This is a genomic window from Citrobacter sp. TBCS-14, assembly GCF_005280805.1.
GTDB classification, from domain to species: domain Bacteria; phylum Pseudomonadota; class Gammaproteobacteria; order Enterobacterales; family Enterobacteriaceae; genus Citrobacter; species Citrobacter gillenii.
Window position 1 is genome coordinate 1 of the sequence record NZ_SZWM01001075.1, and the last position, 350, is coordinate 350.

Sequence of the window (350 nt, forward strand, 5' to 3'; positions counted from 1 at the left end):
CCTGCTGGTTGCAGTGGGATCTCTTCACGATCGAATGCCAGATCACCGCCATCTACCACTTCTGAGCCGTGTTTGATGCCTTTAAAATCGAACAGATTAATATCGCTCAGGTGAGAAGGCACCACATTCTGCATCGCACTGAACATCGTTTCAATACGACCTGGATAGCGCTTGTCCCAGTCACGCAGCATATCAGCGATCACCTGACGTTGCAGGTTAGGCTGTGAACCACACAGGTTGCACGGAATAATCGGGAAACCTTTCGCTTCAGAGAAGCGCTCGATATCTTTTTCGCGGCAATAGGCCAGCGGACGGATCACAATATGCTTACCATCATCGCTCATCAGCTT

At 50.0% G+C, this 350-nt stretch carries 1 pseudogene; it reads right to left on the minus strand.

Going from position 1 to position 350, the window contains the following annotated elements:
* Positions 1-350, minus strand: a pseudogene (locus FDX22_RS31965) (tRNA 2-thiocytidine(32) synthetase TtcA); the annotation flags it as partial.